The organism is Rossellomorea vietnamensis NBRC 101237, from assembly GCF_001591825.1.
GTDB classification, from domain to species: Bacteria; Bacillota; Bacilli; order Bacillales; family Bacillaceae_B; genus Rossellomorea; species Rossellomorea vietnamensis.
In genome coordinates this window covers 14630-28762 of record NZ_BCVQ01000012.1, presented here as the reverse complement: position 1 = coordinate 28762, position 14133 = coordinate 14630, and the positions used below count along the sequence as shown (strand labels likewise).

Below are 14133 nucleotides of genomic sequence, written 5' to 3'. Positions count from 1 at the left end.
GAATCAACCAGAGTGTATCTACAGGATAAAATAATTCCATTGGTCTTACTTTATCTTGTAGACAAGCCATTTAAGGTAGCTGGTAGAAACGTTCAAGCCATATTCTTGAACTTATACAAGGTGCATCTATATTTGGTATAATTGAATTAGGAGAATCATAACAACTGACTATCCTCCGGTCAATGGAACCGGTAAAAGTTCGTGAATTCATTATTTTCTAAATTGATGATTTATTATTAAAAATTGCATACGCCCTATACATCATTCCTGAAAAAAGCTATATTTAGTGAATACAAACAATGAGTAGAGAAAACGTAAGTTAATACGTGAATGAATATTGGAGGAATAAATATAATGTCTTCTTTAAAACCAGGTACAGTAGAGGATTTATACGTTGATCACGAAGTGCCATACGGTTTCTTTCTAACGAATGATATCGATCGTGTACTTCTGCATCACTCTGAAATAACAGAAGAAATCCAAGAGGGAGATACGGTGAAAGTATTTCTTTATCATGATAAGGACGTGCGCTTGACGGCGACTATGAGAATCCCGAAGGTGCAGGTCGGTGCATACGGTTGGGCAGAAGTCGTTGATAAGCGGGAAGATTTAGGCGTATTTGTGAATATTGGTCTGCCCAAGGATATTTTGGTGTCATCTGACGACCTTCCGAAATTTCAGGAGCTTTGGCCGAATCCCGGCGATCAGCTGTTCCTTACCTTGAATCGTGATAAACAAGACCGTTTATACGGAAGATTGGCCACTGAAAATATCATTGAACAGGTGTCAAGGAGAGCTTCTGCTGAAATGATGAATGCTAAAGTACAGGGACGGGTGTATCGACTTCTGAGGGTAGGAACCTTCTTCTTATCTGAACAAGGATATCGATGTTTTGTTCACATGAATGAGCGTAAAGCGGAGCCAAGGCTCGGTGAACTGGTTGAAGGCAGAGTCATCGACGTGAAGGATGACGGAAACCTGAATGTTTCGTTCTTACCATTGAAGCAGGATAAAATGCTGGATGATGCTGAAGTCATCCTTGAGTATTTGGCAGTGCGAAACGGTGCGATACCATTTTGGGATAAGAGCCAGCCGGAGGAAATCAAAGATCGTTTCAATATGAGTAAAGCGGCTTTTAAAAGGGCGCTGGGAAAATTGATGAAAGAGGATAAAGTGTATCAAGAAGAGGGATGGACGTATCTTAAGAAATAATGGATCTCCACAAGAAGAAAGAGTGCTGACAGATTGTCAGCACTCTTTCACATTTAAAGGGAAGCGCTTTGTTTGATCTTACGACTTTCCTTCGTGTTAACAGGTCTGATCGGTAAAAGGGTTCCAACAAGTGCGATAAAGGCGCACCCCATGAGTACGTATGAATAGCCATTCAACGCAATCGTAGAGAGCACTCCAAACACAACAAGGTCCAAGCCCGAATCCACAATGGAAAGCAAGGAGATGGTCGTCGCCCTGACCCCGGACGGGATTAAGTCATTGCTTAATTGTGAATAAATGGGATAACGGATTGCCCGGACAAGCCTTAACAAGAAAAATGAACCTAATACAATCCATAAAGAGGATCCGAACAAGCCGGAAATAAGTAACCCCGCTACCGCTGATAAACCTGAAATATTCATGAGCATCACCCTGGAACAGCGAGCTGTTATCCAGCCTATGGAATTCGATGCGATATAGCCAAGAATGGCAGAAACGGCATAAAAGACCCCGATCAAATAGACAGGAACGCCTGCATCCTGTAAAAGAGGTTGATCAAAGTACTGGTAAACGGCACCAGCCGGAATGAAGACCAATGTTACGTTTAAAAACATCAACAATAACTGGGGTGCCTGGCGTATTACACGGATACCACTCTTTATTTGGGAAAAAGGATTTTCTTTCTGAAATGAATCAACAGACGGCTGCTTGACTGAAAGGATTAAAAATAGTTCGATAAGGTGAAAGGCCAATCCCAGTAAGATAAGCAGAGTAAATTGACTGTCCACCAGATCCTTCGCCAAATAGGAACCGAAAAGGACGGCAATCAGCATACTGATAAATGAGGCTGATTGGATCTTTCCCATAGCCTGGTCCATTCGATTTTCTTCATTTGATTCTTTGAGTGAATCATAGATTAACGCTTCATCCGCCCCAGAAAAAAAGGTTACACTGAATCCATTGATGAAGCTGTATATGAAGAACATCCAAGGTTCATAGGCGAATAAAAGCAGTGTAATACTAAGGAACTTAAGGAAAGAACCGAATAGGAATGAATATTTTGCACCAAACCGATCTGCAAATATTCCAGTCGGTACCTCCCCGAGTAATACGGCTCCGCTCCAGAACATGAGCACAATTAAAATATCAGAAGAGGTTAGCCCTCTTTCGAAATAGAATAACGTTAAGACGGGTTGAAGAAAACTGATTGTACCAAAAAAAGAAATCCAAAATAGCACCCGGATGTTATGGGTGGCAAGTGTTGATTTTGTCATAATTTGTCTCCTGCTTCCTGTGTTTTTATATATACCGGAAGAAGGAGCGTCGTTTCATTAATTCAGAACGTTCACTCCTTCTTGAAATAGTGAAAGTGTTTTGAATGTTTTTTGCATGATATTTCCTCCTCGTATTTTATGAATCAAGTGTAGCATAACAGGGAGAAAAAGAAGAAGATATTTATTCGACATTATCCTTTATTCGCAGAAAGGGGCGTGGAACAATGAAAGAGGTTGTGGTAGACGTATTGCAGTCCAGAGGGACCTATTATGAGATTGGTGTTCGATTCGGACAGAAACTTCGGCAGTCGCCACTCTATTCTCATCATGAAAAGAGACGAAAGAAGTCATTGAGAGATTATAATGTAAAGCTGCTTGAAGTCGAGGGACTACTCCGGCAATTTGCACCGGGATTATGGGATGAATTAAATGGACTATCCCATGGTTTACAGTGGTCATTGGAAGATACCATACATGAATATTCGGGATTTCAGCAGGAATGGAAGGAGTCAGGATGTTCGTCATTGGCCAAAGACGGTATATACGTGAGGAATTATGATTATCACCCGAAAACATATGAAGGCCGGCTGTTACTCGTCGAGCCTGCGGGGGGCTATGCATCTATCGGATTTTCAGGAAGGGGAATCGGACGGATTGACGGGTTGAACGAAAAAGGATTGGCAGTTGGTTTTCATTTCGTGAATCGAATAAAGCCGGGAGATGGATTCATTTGTACGACAATCGCCCGCATCCTCCTGGACACATGTAAGAATACAGACGAGGCCATCGAAGTGTTGCGCAGGCTGCCTCACCGACACAGTTTCAATTATTCTTTATATGACCAAGGTGGCAAAGCTGCTGTGGTAGAAGCTTCTCCGAGGGGAATAGGGGTGTATCACCATTCAACCTTAAGTTGTACCAACCATTTTCAAATGAATCATATGAAAAAGGATAACCGACATTATGTAAGGGACTCTCAAAAAAGGCTGGACCTGTTACATTCAGAACAAGAAAAGGAATTAACCATAGATGGGGCATTCAAACTGTTTAACCGGGGAGACAGCCCGATTTTCAAGAAAGCGTATGATGCTTGGGCAGGGACGATTCATACATGTGTCTTTGAATGTACATCACTAAGATGCTTAATCGGCTTCGGGGAAAGTTCCGATGGATTGGTGGTGGACTTTCAGGAATGGGTCAGGGGAAGAGATATTCCCGTCCGGAAAATGTCAGGGAAGTTCGATACAAATGAGCCGTTTTTATTTATGGAAGAAGTGACGGAATAAGGGGGGAACCGAGCAAATCAAGGGATTAACGGCTTATCATTCGTGGAGGACTTCCTCGGTTCTTATTAATAAAATGCGCAAATTCATAGAAATGTATGTATGATTTGTAACATTCTTAAAAATGTGGTGACTTGGCGAGTGGTGCAGGTATATGTTTGTGAAGTAATATTCACTAACAGGATCATTTCATCTTCTCGTTCTTTCCTTTCTCTATATATACATAACGATCTTTCCAAGTGGTCCTTTTCCTGAAAAAGGTATTCAAAAATGAATGAAGAAAGGTCGCTAGGAAAAATAGGATGTGAATTGGAAATAATAATGTCTCGAACACGCTGAAATTACCGATTCTTCTCACTAAGAAATAGAAATAACCCCCTAATAGGATGTATTGGATGATAAATAAATAGGGATATTCCCAAATCATATCCGGTGAGTGAATGACCAGCGTAATAAGCGAAGCCATCCACAAAGAAGAAAGCCCCAGGAGTAGGATGTTTGTCGACTTAGCTCCTGAAGCGAAGCTCTTTGACCACCCGTTGAATACATCACCTATTCCTTCCCCATACATCCTCATGGAAATGGCATTCCTGCCACTTACCGCTTCTACCGATTCCCCGCATTTCTTCGCCCATTTACTCAAGGCAAAATGTTCCACCATTTCCCCTTTGATGGCTTCATGACCTCCGACTCGCTCATAAACGGGCCTCGAACATAAGAAAAATTGCCCGAAACCGCCTGAAGGCGTGCACAACCATGAAAAGAGATGGGTGATACTGGTTGAGGCAAACACCATTAAATGAAACAGCATGGAGAATGTTTCATGAAAGGATTCCATTTTATGAAACGGATGAATGGTCAATACTCCTTGACATTGTTGCATTTTATACGTTTCGCATATCTTTAACAGACCTGCTTGTTCGAACCAGGTATCACTATCTACAAACAATAGGAATTCTCCTTTAGACTCTTTTGCTCCATTCCAGCATGCCCATGATTTTCCGTTCCATCCATTAGGCAAAGGGGGTGCATCAATTACAATTGCACCCTCGTTTAAGGCAATAGCCTTCGTTTGATCTGTTGATCCATCATTCACAACAATGACTTCCAATGGCTGTATGAACTGCATCCGAATACTGGATAAAAGCCTCCCGATCGTCTTTTCTTCATTTCTTGCAGGAATGATGATGGAACATTTCTTGACCAGATAACTATTCCGTACATGAACAGAATTCTTCACTGTCGGAATTCTCGTAAAAAGGAAAATGGTAAGGCCCAATGCGACAATCCAGAAATACATTTGTTTTCACCTTCTTTGACAAAATTCTGCTGTATCGCCATTCTAACCATAATATTTACCCATGATACGCATAGGGCGTTTTTTAGCTAAAGTCTCATTGGGATGGATGGGATCGACGGTATCCGAGTTATTTGCGTTTTCATCCTTCTCATCAGGATAAGGGTCAAAGAAATTAACCACTTTTCCCTGTCCAGAGAATCCTATCACTTGTTCTTTATCATCTTTCGCCTTGTCGGATTTCTTCATAAAAAAACTCCTTTCTAGCCATTAGTTTGGCGAAAGAAGTTTTTTTCATGCCACTATTTGTTTTTCCAATGTCCATCTATGAATTCATCGCGCCCTGACTTTGCGCGATCTTGTTTGTATTCCTCCGGATTCGTTTTGTAGAACTTTTGATGATACTCTTCTGCCGGATAAAAGGTTGAGGCAGGAAGGACTTTGGTGACGATCGGCTTCTTGAATCGCCCGCTTTCTTCAATCGTGTGTTTTGACTCTTCAGCCAATTGTTTCTGGTGTTCATTGTGATAGAAGATAGCTGTTCGATACTGTTCACCGCGATCGTGGAATTGACCACCGTCATCAGTCGGGTCAATCTGAGGCCAGTATAACTCCAATAGCCTTTCATAAGGAAACAGAGCGGGATCATAGGTGATCTGAACCACTTCATAATGTCCGCTGCCACCGGCTTTAATATCCTCATATGAAGGATTTTCAAGATGACCTCCAGAATATCCCGATACGACATCAATAATCCCCGGCAGCTCATCGAACGGCTTTACCATGCACCAAAAACATCCGCCTGCAAAAGTAGCGACTTCTCTATCATTCATTTAGCAAACCTCCTGTACCATATGTACTCCTCTAAAGCAGTAAAGCAATAGCTTGAACAGATTCTACCATGAAAGATTAAAAGGAACAATCAAAATAGCTTGTCTGCTTCAGCTGTGCCGACTTTACGATTAATCTTTTTCTACAATTTTCAACAAATTCATTAAAATACATTTCCTAACGGATGGAATTTGTGTATAATTCTTTTGAACGGAACAATTTCATACGTTACGAAATCAGGTGAAGTGTAAGATGTGATTCTTCTTAGCTTCTTAATAGGGAAGTTGGTGTAAATCCAACGCGGTCCCGCCACTGTAAATGGTAGTGAGCTGAACATTTACCACTGTGCAAACATGCACGGGAAGGTATCAGCAAACTATGACCATGAGCCAGGAGACCTGCCTGATTTTAAGCGCACCAATTCTACGCGGATAGAAAGGTGTAATATGCATGGTTCATTGAATATAAACCTATATATGCATCTTACACAACATCTCTAGTCCACTGGAGATGTTTTTTTGTCTGTCAAAATGTTAATCAACAGGAGGAATAAAAATGAAACACACAGTAAAAGCCTTACTTGCATTGTTGGTAGCCATCGGATTCCTGACAGCATGCGGAACGAATGACGGGGAACAAACGAAGAAAAAGGAAATAGCAGAAGTAAACCAAAATGAATCCGGATATCCTTTATCATTGAATGACGCGCTTGATAATAAAGTCACCCTGGAAGAACAACCTAAACATATCGTTTCGTTAATTCCCAGTAATACGGAGATTTTATTCGAGCTTGGGCTCAATAATGAAATCGTCGGGGTGTCAGACTTTGATAACTTCCCGAAAGAAGCCGCCGATAAAGAGAAGATTGGTGGAATGGAGTTTAACGTAGAGAAAATCGTCGGCTTAGATCCGGACCTGGTCCTTGCCCATGAATCTACAGCAAAGTCAGCAGAAGAAGGTTTGAATCAACTGAAAGATGCAGGGGTGAATGTATTCATCGTTCAAGATGCTAAAAGCTTTGAAGAAGTATATAACACAATTCAGGACATAGGGACACTAGTCGGTAAAAAAGAACAGGCAGATTCCGTTGTCTCAGAAATGAAATCAGATTTAAAATCCATCCAGGAAAAAGCAAGTGAAGTAACGGAAAAGAAAAGAGTCTATGTGGAAGTTTCGCCTTCCCCTGACATTTATTCAACAGGTAAGAACACGTTCATCGATCAAATGCTATCTATGGTCAATGCTGAAAATGTCATGAGCGAGCAGGAAGGCTGGGTACAGGTGAACCAGGAAGCGGTCATCTCGTCTAACCCTGATTCAATCATCACTACATATGGTTATTACAGTGAAAATCCGAAAGAACAGATCATGGGAAGAAAAGGATGGGAAGATGTGACGGCAGTTAAGAATGGGGATGTTCACGATGTCCATTCTGATTTAGTCACACGGACAGGTCCAAGATTGGTTGAAGGAGTAGAGGAAATTGCAAAGTCGATCTATCCAGAGGTATTTGCAGAATAAGATAGGGATCACATACGGATTGGCAGGGCTATTTATACTCACGGCGGTGCTTGCAGGTGTTTCGATCGGTACAATAGCCATTCCACCGATGGATATCCTATACATCGTCGGTTATAAGTGGTTCGGTTTTCAAATGCCTGATACGGTTAATCCCATGTTTGTGAACATTGTCTATACGATCCGGCTTCCAAGAGTATTGTTGGCTCTATTGGTCGGCAGCTCCTTAGCCATTGCCGGAGCTTCTTTTCAAGGGCTGTTACGCAATCCTCTGGCTGATCCCTACACATTGGGAGTGTCATCAGGTGCATCGGTCGGGGCGGTCATCACATTGTTTTTCCATTGGAGCATCCCTTTCATCGGGAAGTTTACGCTTCCCTTTTTCAGTATTGTTTGTTCGATCATCACCGTATTTCTCGTATTATGGTTCGCACAAAAGGTTGAAAGGACCATGAAGGTCGAAACCATTATACTGACAGGAATCATCTTCAGCTCGTTTCTGGGCTCGGTGATTTCCTTGATGATCGCACTCACAGGTGAGGAACTGAGGCAGATCATCGGCTGGCTTCTTGGAAGTGTATCCATGAGAGGGTGGGATTACATTGCGATCATCTTGCCTTTCTTCCTTATTGGGGTGGTGTTGCTCCTCCTGAACAGCAAGGAATTGAACGGCATGAGCTTCGGGGAGGAACAGGCCCGTCATATCGGTATCTCGGTTCAAAAAAGGAAGCTGATCATTTTGATTGCCGGAAGCATCCTGACGGGGGCAGCAGTGGCCGTGTCCGGAACGATCGGATTTGTCGGCCTTGTGGTTCCTCATTTTCTGCGAAGAATGATCGGACATGATCACAAGCATCTCCTTCCCCTATCAATCCTTGTAGGAGGAGGGTTCCTCGTTCTCGCCGATCTGCTTTCAAGAACGATCATCGCTCCGACAGAACTTCCGATTGGAGTGATCACCGCCTTGATCGGCGCACCGATGTTTGCTTATATTCTTTTAAAGAAAAGGGGTCTTTCAACATGATCGATGTAAACGGGGTGTCAGTAGGCTACGGCGATCAAAAGATCGTGGAAGACATGAATTTTCATATTGACAAGGGAGAGTTCTTTGGAATACTTGGCCCAAATGGAAGTGGTAAAACGACGTTACTGAAAGCGATGACGGGTCTCCTTCCTTTGATGGATGGAGTGATTACCTTGGAGGGAAAGCCGCTTGATCAGTTTTCTTCGAGAGAATTGGCTACCCATGTCGCAGTATTGCCCCAGATATCGACTGAAGCATTTTCGTATCAAGTGAGGGAGACGGTGATGCTTGGAAGATATGCTCACCAGAAAGGTTTCTTTAAGGGTACGACCGACCGGGACAAAGAGATGGTGGACAAAGTGATGGAGCAGACGGGAATTTCTGCGTTTCAATATCGTTACCTTCATGAATTGTCAGGTGGTGAGCGACAACGGGTGTTCCTGGCACAGGCTCTAGCCCAGGAACCTCACATCCTCCTTCTGGATGAGCCGACTAATCATCTTGATCTTTCCTACCAGAAGTCACTATTGGATTTGATTAAAAGTCAAACAGATCAAGGGACATTAACGGTCGTGGCCATTTTTCACGATTTGAATTTAGCGAGCCTATACTGTGACCGTTTACTCTTACTGGACCAGGGCACAACGAAACTTCTCCATCATCCGGAAGAAGTGTTGAAAGAAGAACATATCGAAGAAGTCTATCAAACAAAGGTCCAGAAACAGGCTCATCCTTTGGTGGCCAAACCTCAAATGGTGATCGTGCCCGAAGGATCCCTCACTGAGAACCTGGTATTAGATGAAAGGTATATGACATTGAACGAAGATTGCATCCTTTATTCTGCCCCTTTCCCGTTGAAGTGTATGTCCTCGGGTATTATCGGAGCGGGAATTGGTTGGTACTCTCACTTCATGAACCGACGGGTACCCGTTGATTATGACTGCCGGGATTACAAACAAGATATGAAGGAGTATCTCATTACGAAAGAGCTGGATCCGTCTTTGTCTGTCGGTATGATGACGGCTCTCGATTTGTCTAACATGATATGTGAGCGTTTTGAGATGATGGGGAAATCGGTTTTCGTCATCGTGACCGCCGGTGTCGGAAATGCCATGGATGTATCAACGAGCTTTCAATATGATATTGATTCTAAACCGGGTACGATCAATACCTGGGTTTTCATTAATGGGAATTTATCTGATGAGGCCTATATCGAAGCCCTCGTCACTTCCACGGAGGCAAAGGTGAAAGCACTGAATGATATGGAAGTAAGGGACAAAAGAACCGGAAACCTTGCAACCGGAACGCCTACAGACAGCATTCTGATTGCTTCCAGTCAAAAAGGGGAGATCGAACCATTTGCAGGACCGATCACTCCGATAGGTAAGTTGATCGGCAAAGGAGTCTATGAAGTAACAAAAAAAGCCATCCAACGTTATATGGGTTAAAAAGAGGGCTTTCATCGTAAGGAGGCACATTTTCGCATGGGAAGACTTTTTTTTATAACCGGAGGGGTTAGATGCGGGAAAAGTTCCTATGCAGAAAAGCTTGCATCGGAACTGAAAACATCGAATGAGATTTTGATCTATCTTGCGTGTGGAGTGTGTACGGACAGAGAAATGGAAAAAAGGATTTTAAAACACCGACTGGATCGCCGATCTTCTCATGAAAAGTGGACGACCATTGAAAGGCCACTGGCTATCGGGGATATCGTCGATACTATACCGTCCAATTCCATTGTTCTATTAGATTGTCTCACGACTCTCCTGACAAACGAATTGTTCAATGGGGATATGGGGGGCGGAAGGTATGTAGAGGATATTATCTATGAATCTGTCATTCAATTAGCAGATAGAGTAAAAGCATTACTTGTTGTAAGTAATGAATTATTTCATGACATTCCACCTGAAACAGACGAAATACTCCAATTCCAAAGGACGCTGGGAAGATTACATAGAAGATTGGTGGAGAAGTCGTATATAGCGATCGATATGACGGTTGGAATCCCGGTTATAAAGAAAGGGGTTTCAATGAAATGAGATTAGTAAAGAGTCTACTCCTTAATATACAGTTTTTCACGGTACTTCCAGTGCGAAAAGAATTCTCGCTTGGAAAAAGTGAAATGAGATGGATGGTACGCACATTTCCTTTATTGGGTTTATTGATCGGAATGTTTCTCTCAAGTGGTTATGTGTTACTGGCATCCTTTACACCCATGAGCTCATTGGCATTATCATTTTATATTTGGGTGATGCCCATTCTCCTTACCGGTGGAATTCATTTGGACGGTTATATGGATGCAAGCGACGCCTACTTTTCCTACCGGGATCTAAAGAAGCGTTTAGAGATCATGAAAGACCCCCGTATCGGTGCATTTGGTACCCTCTCTCTAGTGGTATTGCTCTCCTCCCGCTTTTTATTTATATATGAATCCGTCCGCTATTCTGATTCTGCTACGATTTGTTTGGTTCTGCTGTCGATCCCCATTTTCAGCCGTATCGTCATGGGAGTGAGTATCATTCTTATCCCCGCTGCCCATAAATCCGGTATGGGGTATAGCTTCAGTAAAGATACGAAATGGAACGATGTTTTGTGGATGCTGGCCTCATTGATAGGGATCGTAGTGGCAGGCGTCGTCCTGAATAGCCTTTTTCTTTATGCTGCCTTCACGATTGTAACGGCCGGATTTTGCCTGTTTGTTCACTCGAAGAGCATAAAGTGGTTTGGAGGCATGACTGGTGACACAGTCGGAGCAAGTGTAGAAGGGGGGGAGTCGATTTTATGGATGACTATATGGCTATTGCTTTTATTCGACATGGTTTAACAGATGCAAATGAGAGAGGGAAATACATCGGTTGGTCAAACCCGAGCTTATCACGAAAAGGAATCGATAAGCTTAAACAGATAAAGCGATCCTACAAGCCATATGAGGGATGTTTTTCAAGCGACCTAAACCGATGTTTGGAGACCTCGCATTTTTTGTTTCCTGAAGCCTCTATCATTTCATCTCCTCTGTTAAGAGAATTACATTTTGGAAAATGGGAAGGCTTGACCTACGAGGATTTGAAGGGAAATGAAGAGTATCAGTATTGGATAACCGATCCCTCTAAATCTCCTCCAGGAGGGGAAGGGATACATCAATTTATAAAACGAGTCGAAGTTGCCTGGGAGCAAATCAAAGGACAAATCGATTCACTTAATGGGGATCGGTACTCAGTCATAACCCATGGTGGAGTCATTCGGCACCTGTTAACTTCTCTATCCCCCAAAAGTGATCATAGATCTTTTTGGGATTGGGAGGTCTCCCACGGAAACGGATACGAATTGGGTTGGAAAACAGAAGAGGATTGGAGGGACCAGAATTGTACTTCATTACGGGAGGTTCCTTTAATGGCAAGGGCCAATGGGTAAGAAAACATTTTCGTTTGAAGAGAAGCGACACAGAATGGGTCCGGTTATTTACAGAAGGTTTGGAAGAAGTCCATCCATCAAAGACCGTCCTGGTGTTGGAGGGGCTTGAGTATGCCGTTCGATCTGCCCTTTTACGTGGAAATCGTTACGTTAGGAAAGAATTCTTCCAACGGATGGAGGAATTGAAAAAGTGGGAAGAAGAACATCCAGAACGAAAAGTAATCTGGATCGGGTCAGAAATAGGGAAAGGAATTGTCCCTATCGATCACATTTCAAGGGAATGGAGAGATGTGACGGGATGGGTTTATCAGGACCTTGCTGAAAAGTCGCATAAGGTATGGCTTGTTTGGTATGGCATGGCTACATCAATAAAAGGGTAAGGGAGGAAATAATAATGCAACTATACACAAGAACAGGAGACAAAGGACAGACAAGTTTAATCGGGGGTAGGGTCGATAAGGACGATATCAGGGTGGAAGCATACGGGACACTGGATGAAGTCAATAGCTTCGTTGGTCAGGCTATTTGTGAATTATATCATGAGCGCTTTGACGATATCGTAAAGGACTTAGTTACAATTCAGCATGAACTCTTTGACTGCGGGGGAGATTTATCCAATGTCTCAAAAAAGAGAAGGAGCAAGCTTCAAATGGATTCCGTCCTCGCTTTGGAAGAAAAAATAGACGATTTGGTCAGAGAAGCTCCACCTCTTGAAAAATTCATACTGCCGGGTGGTGTAAAAGCTTCTGCGAGTATTCATATTGCACGGACCGTTGCGAGAAGGGCAGAGAGATGCATGGTTACCCTTTCAAAGGCAGACCCCGACTTTCCGGTAGTTTCGTTGCAATACATCAATCGATTATCAGACTACTTCTTTGCTCTGGCACGCGTGATCAATCACAGAAGTAGTGTCAAAGACGTTGAATACCTCCGCAGTGCCAACGTATTCTCTACACGTAAAATTCAGAAACACAATGAGTAGTAGTTTAAAGTCCATTTTGTTACTATCATTGTTTTTGGCTTTTGCTGCCATTGGAGGGATGGTGAAGATTCCGGCGATCATCGGGACCATCGCCCTTGACAGTATGCCTGCATTATTAATCGCTTCTTTATACAATGGAAGGAAGGGAGCGCTGGTGGCAGGGGGAGGACATATACTTTCAAGCCTGTATGCAGGTTTCCCCCTCGGTCCGCTCCATTTTCTCATTGCCGTGGAAATGGCTCTCCTTGTCTGGCTTTTCGGCTATGTATTTTCATGTGGGCATCGTGTATTGGCAGCTGCGCTTTTTCTGGTAGGGAATGGTGTATTGGCAGCTTTGCCCTTTGTTTTTATCCTGAGTTCTTCTTTTTACATCACAATCGTTCCTTCTTTATTAGTAGGGAGCTTCATCAATTTAACAATGGCTCACTTTCTTTATCCTCCTCTAGCTTCCAAATTACCAAGGGGTGAATTAGAATGATTGGAAATCGTGATGCGCTGTCCATCTCCATCACTGATAAAGATGAACTGATCATTGCCTCTGACTGCAGCGGTGGAATCGGAAATAAGCCCGATGACGCCGTGCAGGTTGATCCTGAGGTGGTGGGATATTTCGGTTTTCGAGTCGCGGTGATGGAATGTTTATCAGCCGGTGCCCGCCTCATGGCCGTTCAATTAATGAACTTCACAGGTGACACCGTGTGGGAGAAGTATGCCTCGGGAGTGCGGTTGGGTTTGAGTGAACTAGATATGGGGGATATTCCCCTAACGGGAAGTTCAGAATCCAATTTCGATCTAAACCAGTCTGCACTCGGCGTAACCTGTATCGGTATGAGAAGGAAGGAGCGACACTTTCTTCCCCAAAAAGATCTTTCATATGCTCTTATCGGCATTCCTTTAGTGGGGGAAGAAGTACTGATACACAGATCATCCATAGCCCCATTGGGTCTATTTCATCTCTGCATTCACCATCCTTCCATAGTCGATATATTACCTGTAGGTTCCAAAGGTGTGCGTCATGAACTGTCTCTGCTTATAGGGAAACCGTTGAAAAGGGGAGATGTATACTCCACCCATGACTTGGATAAATCAAGCGGGCCCGCCACTTCATTTATCATTTCGTACAATAAGGAAGAAGAACAGAATATAAGGAAACTTACCGGTTCACATTTTCAATCTTTGATCTTATTTGACGGGAACATTTAAATACTTTTATAGATATTTGTGGTAAACTATATTCTCGGGGTGGACCGGTATGGAGAAAAGTGTTAGTTTATCCAGTATTCTGTGATTGTCAATTTTAA

The 14133-nt window shown here is 43.0% G+C and carries 16 protein-coding genes and 2 riboswitches; of the genes, 12 read left to right on the top strand and 4 right to left on the bottom strand.

The window, feature by feature from the left end:
• Window positions 1-38: 38 nt before the first annotated feature.
• Window positions 39-139: riboswitch (purine riboswitch) on the bottom strand.
• Between the two features lie 215 nt (window positions 140-354).
• A complete protein-coding gene (locus BVI01S_RS08755; RefSeq protein ID WP_034758959.1) occupies window positions 355-1212 on the top strand; it encodes a CvfB family protein in 858 nt (285 codons plus the stop codon).
• 53 nt (window positions 1213-1265) lie between these two features.
• Here the strand turns inward: BVI01S_RS08755 and BVI01S_RS08750 are convergent, their stop codons facing one another.
• Window positions 1266-2486 carry an MFS transporter gene (locus BVI01S_RS08750; RefSeq protein ID WP_061809890.1) on the bottom strand — a complete coding sequence of 407 codons (1221 nt, stop codon included), beginning with the start codon at window positions 2484-2486 and terminating at the stop codon, window positions 1266-1268.
• A 224-nt stretch (window positions 2487-2710) separates the two neighbouring features.
• Between BVI01S_RS08750 and BVI01S_RS08745 the strand changes: the two genes are divergently transcribed.
• The gene (locus tag BVI01S_RS08745; protein ID WP_061809889.1) at window positions 2711-3772 is read left to right on the top strand and encodes a C45 family autoproteolytic acyltransferase/hydrolase; all 1062 of its coding nucleotides are present in this window, start codon (window positions 2711-2713) and stop codon (window positions 3770-3772) included.
• 181 nt (window positions 3773-3953) lie between these two features.
• Here BVI01S_RS08745 and BVI01S_RS08740 read toward each other — a convergent pair whose 3' ends face one another.
• Genes BVI01S_RS08740 through msrA form a run of 3 tightly spaced genes read right to left on the bottom strand, consistent with a single transcriptional unit; the run spans window position 3954 to window position 5899 of the window.
• Window positions 3954-5069: a glycosyltransferase family 2 protein gene (locus BVI01S_RS08740; RefSeq protein WP_061809888.1), complete on the bottom strand. Its 1116-nt coding sequence runs from the start codon at window positions 5067-5069 to the stop codon at window positions 3954-3956.
• A gap of 42 nt (window positions 5070-5111) precedes the next feature.
• On the bottom strand, window positions 5112-5315 hold the full coding sequence (locus BVI01S_RS08735) for a hypothetical protein (RefSeq protein WP_061809887.1): 204 nt from the start codon (window positions 5313-5315) through the stop codon (window positions 5112-5114).
• Window positions 5316-5368: 53 nt separating this feature from the next.
• Window positions 5369-5899: a peptide-methionine (S)-S-oxide reductase MsrA gene (msrA, locus tag BVI01S_RS08730; protein WP_061809886.1), complete on the bottom strand. Its 531-nt coding sequence runs from the start codon at window positions 5897-5899 to the stop codon at window positions 5369-5371.
• Between the two features lie 219 nt (window positions 5900-6118).
• A riboswitch (cobalamin riboswitch) is annotated at window positions 6119-6317 on the top strand.
• 135 nt (window positions 6318-6452) lie between these two features.
• Between msrA and BVI01S_RS08725 the strand changes: the two genes are divergently transcribed.
• Genes BVI01S_RS08725 through BVI01S_RS08680 form a run of 10 tightly spaced genes read left to right on the top strand, consistent with a single transcriptional unit; the run spans window position 6453 to window position 14035 of the window.
• Window positions 6453-7418 (top strand): ABC transporter substrate-binding protein, encoded by a 966-nt coding sequence (locus tag BVI01S_RS08725; protein ID WP_061809885.1) that lies wholly within the window; start codon window positions 6453-6455, stop codon window positions 7416-7418.
• On the top strand, window positions 7381-8439 hold the full coding sequence (locus BVI01S_RS08720; protein WP_034758971.1) for a FecCD family ABC transporter permease: 1059 nt from the start codon (window positions 7381-7383) through the stop codon (window positions 8437-8439). Before BVI01S_RS08725 ends, BVI01S_RS08720 begins: the two co-directional genes overlap by 38 nt.
• Window positions 8436-9887: an adenosylcobinamide amidohydrolase gene (locus tag BVI01S_RS08715; RefSeq protein ID WP_061809884.1), complete on the top strand. Its 1452-nt coding sequence runs from the start codon at window positions 8436-8438 to the stop codon at window positions 9885-9887. Before BVI01S_RS08720 ends, BVI01S_RS08715 begins: the two co-directional genes overlap by 4 nt.
• A 36-nt stretch (window positions 9888-9923) precedes the next feature.
• On the top strand, window positions 9924-10478 hold the full coding sequence (locus BVI01S_RS08710) for a bifunctional adenosylcobinamide kinase/adenosylcobinamide-phosphate guanylyltransferase (RefSeq protein WP_061809883.1): 555 nt from the start codon (window positions 9924-9926) through the stop codon (window positions 10476-10478).
• On the top strand, window positions 10475-11263 hold the full coding sequence (gene cobS, locus BVI01S_RS08705) for an adenosylcobinamide-GDP ribazoletransferase (RefSeq protein WP_061809882.1): 789 nt from the start codon (window positions 10475-10477) through the stop codon (window positions 11261-11263). Before BVI01S_RS08710 ends, cobS begins: the two co-directional genes overlap by 4 nt.
• Window positions 11221-11850 (top strand): histidine phosphatase family protein, encoded by a 630-nt coding sequence (locus BVI01S_RS23265; protein ID WP_034760667.1) that lies wholly within the window; start codon window positions 11221-11223, stop codon window positions 11848-11850. Before cobS ends, BVI01S_RS23265 begins: the two co-directional genes overlap by 43 nt.
• Complete coding sequence (locus BVI01S_RS08695; RefSeq protein ID WP_034758981.1) at window positions 11802-12230, top strand: bifunctional adenosylcobinamide kinase/adenosylcobinamide-phosphate guanylyltransferase; 429 nt, start codon at window positions 11802-11804, stop codon at window positions 12228-12230. The genes BVI01S_RS23265 and BVI01S_RS08695 overlap by 49 nt, the downstream gene beginning before the upstream one ends.
• Before the next feature lie 14 nt (window positions 12231-12244).
• Window positions 12245-12832, top strand: coding sequence for a cob(I)yrinic acid a,c-diamide adenosyltransferase (locus BVI01S_RS08690; protein ID WP_034758984.1), 588 nt, complete (start codon window positions 12245-12247; stop codon window positions 12830-12832).
• 58 nt (window positions 12833-12890) lie between these two features.
• Window positions 12891-13310 carry an ECF transporter S component gene (locus BVI01S_RS08685; protein ID WP_224519842.1) on the top strand — a complete coding sequence of 140 codons (420 nt, stop codon included), beginning with the start codon at window positions 12891-12893 and terminating at the stop codon, window positions 13308-13310.
• The gene (locus tag BVI01S_RS08680) at window positions 13307-14035 is read left to right on the top strand and encodes a hypothetical protein (RefSeq protein ID WP_034758991.1); all 729 of its coding nucleotides are present in this window, start codon (window positions 13307-13309) and stop codon (window positions 14033-14035) included. Before BVI01S_RS08685 ends, BVI01S_RS08680 begins: the two co-directional genes overlap by 4 nt.
• Window positions 14036-14133 lie beyond the last annotated feature (98 nt).